The following is a 3627-nucleotide window of genomic DNA, read 5'->3' on the forward strand; positions in this document are numbered from 1 at the left end:
CTCCGCTGAGGGTTTGGGTCACGCCGAACCGCTATCGATTGCGCAAGCAGGTCGGTCGAAACGTAATGATCAGGATCGGGCTTCTGTACGATCGCGCGAACTTGACGCTGTGCCTCCTTCTGGACGATCACAGCGCCCTTGCGTAGGGCCGTCTTCACCGGTCCGCCGCGTTTCGAGACGATCTCGGCGGGCAGGCTTTTAAGCGCCGCCAGCGTGCCGTCTAAGCCGTGGAGCGTTCTAGTGTCAGCCATCAAGGACACCAGCCTTCACCATCAGCGTCATATCGCGCCTCGCGGTTCGATCCAGAATCGGCGGCGCGATGATCGACCAGACTTGCTCATCCCAGAGCACACGCATAACTGATGTCACGCCGGGCAGGTAGCGAATGATGAATCGCCCGTCGGCTTCTGCATGTACGGTGCCCGAAGCTGCAAATTCGCGCCCTGGCCCCGCCTTAAACTCTGCCGGCACATCGTCTTGAAACAGGGCCCACGTGACTGATACCGCGCCGCTCTCTGGATTCTGCGAGACCGTCTTCTGCTCGATTCGAATTCGCTGATTCAGTCTCGGACCGAGCACGTCAAACTCCCAGCCCGACGCGGTATGGCATGAGAAGGCTTTCCGCGGAACGTCGCAGTGCGTCAATATCCGATGCTGACGCGGCCTCGTACTTGCTGCGCACGAGAATCGTGACGGCGGCAACCACATCCGGCTCGACTTCCAACGCTTGCGGATCTGACGACTGAGCGTCCAGCACGGGCAGCTCGGTCAGATTCATGAAATGAATCGCCTCACGTTCGGACGCGTCGAGATGCCGCTGTAGCATCTCGTCGTCAGCGTTATGGATTACGCGAAGATCCTGCTTTACGACTTCCAGTTTGATGATGCTCATGCTTTTCCCTTTTGCCCTCACTCAGAAAGGCAAGACTCCAAGGCTCGCCTGGGGAATGAAGAGAGCGCAGTCTGGCGGCTGCAGTTTATGACCTCCGTATTGCGCAAGCGGGAAGCGACTTCAGCGAAATGACCAGGCCAGTGCTCCAATGATCCGGCGTTGCCTAGGCCCCGGGGATGATCTCCGTGCCAATGTGCTCGACCGTACGTTCGTTGGACGTCATAACCCAACAACACAATGGAACGAGCCCCCCAGTGGGCCGCCAGCAAAATCGCGCCAGCACCTGAGTTCTTGCTCAAATCCCACCGGACCCGCTCCACATCCTTGACGCCGGACGCAACGGTAACGCGAGCACCGGAACACGCAGCTTTAACTTCACTGCCGTAAATGTCCCACCAGTCCTTATCCATCGCATACACGGCGTCAGCCCAGGGAGCCGCGCGGAACGACGAATTTACGACGACGACCCGCCGCCCCTCTTGTTTGCTGCGCCACTCGCGGACCGCTTCGCAGTCGGCTGCTTCGAGGCTTGGGCCGCTCGCGATACAGACGACGGTTGCGTCTCGCCAGCGGCCGTCGTAGGGACCTCACCGTCCCCCAGAATGTGAACGAGATTCGCCCGCTTTAGGCCAGCAGCATGGGCTTCACTCACGTCGAATTCTTCACCGCGACGGCGAGGGCCACCGTGGTCGAAACTACTCAGGGCAAGGACTTTCGGCATTTAGCTTCTCCATTAACCTCAGTGAGACGGGGCCGAAGCCCCGTTCAGGATCAGGACGCCGGCGCGTCCTTCAAGTCGCCCTTCACGAAGGCTTCCGGACGGAACACCGTCAGGCCCACGCGCTCTTCGCACAGAATCGTGACCATGTTCTTCACAAAGTTGTCGCGATCCTGATTGCTGATCGTGATGTTCGCGTCTTCACGGTCCCAACCTTGGGCGCCCATCTGGAACGACCCCGTGAGGAACTCGTTCGCGTCCATCGCCTGCGTAGCGACCACCGGGCGGCCCCACAGGCCTGGAGCGGCCAGCCCGCGCGGGGTCGCGAAAAGATAGGCGTTGTCGGTCGTCTTCGTGAGTTCGATCCCCGTCCAGTCGATCGGGTTGAGCACGATGCCGTCGGCCTCGTACTCGGCGAGCGTCACCTGAAGCAACGCGATGCGAAGGCGGTCGATCGGCGTTTCGTTCTGGACGGAAACACCGGGATTCACATAGGCAGTTGCTTGCGTGTAGAGGCCGTTGATATTCAGGCCAACGCCCGATCCCTTGAGAAGCTGCGCCTCTTCCTTGAGCTTGAGGCCGTACATCAGGCGACCGTTGATATACGCCTGCAACATCGCGGCGTCGGCCAGCACCTGCTTCGACGCACGAATCCAGTGCGCGATGGTGACAATCGGCGCCTGGTCGAGTTCGAAAGTGATGTCCGATTCAGGCTTCGGGTTTGCGGGGTTTTCCGAAACCACATTCGCGTTGTTGGTGAATCCCTTCTCGCGCACATACTCGATGCTGTTCGAGCTGGTTCGCCCCCAGTTCAGCAGATCACGCAGGAACAGTCGCTGCTGAGGCGGCATCAGGATGCCGGGCAGGCGCGTCGGCTGAATCAGCTCCCCGGCCGATGCATCGTTGCTGGTAACGGCCGCGTGGATCGAACCCACCTTGACGCTCACCGAGCCCTGCATCCCGGTGTTGAACGCCTTGACCTGCTCAGCCTCGGCTACAATCTCGCCCAGCGATTTCGGTGCGGCCGGCGTGCCACCGCCGTTTTCGAGCTTCACAATCGCTTGCTGCGCCGCCCGCAGGTCGGCTTGAAGTTCGCCTTGCTGGACCAAGAGTTGGTCGACCTTCGCCTTCGACTCGGCGGACATTTCCTGATGTGCCTTGAGATCCTTCTGGGCTTGTTCGGCATGGGCCTTGAGCTGGTCGTTCACCTTGCTCAGGGACGCGGTAATCGTTTTGACATCTTCTTCGAGCGGCATATTTATTTCTCCAGGATAGGAAAGTGAAATGCTTCGGCATATGCAGAAGCTTCGCTAAGAACGGTGGGATCGCCCGCACCGGACGCAGCGGGATCACCCTCGCCGCCGCCAGCACGCAGGCCGGACTTGAATTCGGAAATGAGGCGCATTGCCTCGGACTTAGGGAGTCCTGACGCACGCAGCGCTGCCTCCAAGCGCCGAGCCGCACCGGCTTTGGCCGACGCGCTGTCTCGATCAACCTGGTCCGACGCGAGCAGCTCGTCGGCGAAACCCTGATCGATGGCCGCAGAGCCCCCCAGCCAAGTTTCCTTGTCCATGAGCTTTGCAATCGCCTTAGCGTCCGCGCCAGTTCGGGCTGCGTAGATATCTGCCATCGCGGCATCGAAAGGTTCCAGCATGTCCGCAACGTCGCGCAGGTCATGGCGATTTCCAACCGCCATCAACCAAGCGTTGTGGATCATCAGAAAGCCCGATCGCGCGATTTGGACTGTGTCACCCGCCATCGCAATGACTGAGGCGGCCGACGCGGCGAGACCAAGCACCTTCACCGTTACTTCACCCTCGTGCTCTCGCAGCAGGCTGTAGATCGCCAATCCTTCGAACATGTCGCCGCCAGGGCTGTTCACGTTGACTGTCACCGGACCGCTACCCATCGTGCGGAGCGCCGCCGCAATCCGCTTAGCAGTGACGCCCTCGCCAGTCCAATAGTCCTGACCGATGACGTCGTACATGCTGATCGTTCGATCTTCGCCAGCGGCCGA

At 60.4% G+C, this 3627-nt stretch carries 4 protein-coding genes and 1 pseudogene; all 5 read right to left on the minus strand.

Going from position 1 to position 3627, the window contains the following annotated elements:
- Positions 1–251: pseudogene (locus PMO31116_RS23925) on the minus strand (hypothetical protein); the annotation flags it as partial.
- Positions 244–579 carry a head-tail adaptor protein gene (locus PMO31116_RS23385; protein WP_174971772.1) on the minus strand — a complete coding sequence of 112 codons (336 nt, stop codon included), beginning with the start codon at positions 577–579 and terminating at the stop codon, positions 244–246. The pseudogene PMO31116_RS23925 and the gene PMO31116_RS23385, both read right to left, overlap by 8 nt.
- Position 580: 1 nt before the next feature.
- Complete coding sequence (locus PMO31116_RS23390; protein WP_150568797.1) at positions 581–892, minus strand: head-tail connector protein; 312 nt, start codon at positions 890–892, stop codon at positions 581–583.
- A 771-nt stretch (positions 893–1663) separates the two neighbouring features.
- Positions 1664–2866: a phage major capsid protein gene (locus PMO31116_RS23400; protein ID WP_150568798.1), complete on the minus strand. Its 1203-nt coding sequence runs from the start codon at positions 2864–2866 to the stop codon at positions 1664–1666.
- A gap of 2 nt (positions 2867–2868) precedes the next feature.
- Positions 2869–3627, minus strand: a 759-nt coding sequence (locus tag PMO31116_RS23405; protein ID WP_150568799.1) for a head maturation protease, ClpP-related, incomplete at its 5' end; no start/stop codon positions are given.

The organism is Pandoraea morbifera (genome assembly GCF_902459575.1).
Taxonomy (GTDB): domain Bacteria; phylum Pseudomonadota; class Gammaproteobacteria; order Burkholderiales; family Burkholderiaceae; genus Pandoraea; species Pandoraea morbifera.

Excerpts from the sequence above, each read along its gene's own strand:
- PMO31116_RS23400 (WP_150568798.1), bottom strand. The coding sequence starts at position 2,866 with ATGCCGCTCGAAGAAGATGTCAAAACGATTACCGCGTCCCTGAGCAAG.
- PMO31116_RS23390 (WP_150568797.1), bottom strand. The coding sequence starts at position 892 with ATGAGCATCATCAAACTGGAAGTCGTAAAGCAGGATCTTCGCGTAATC.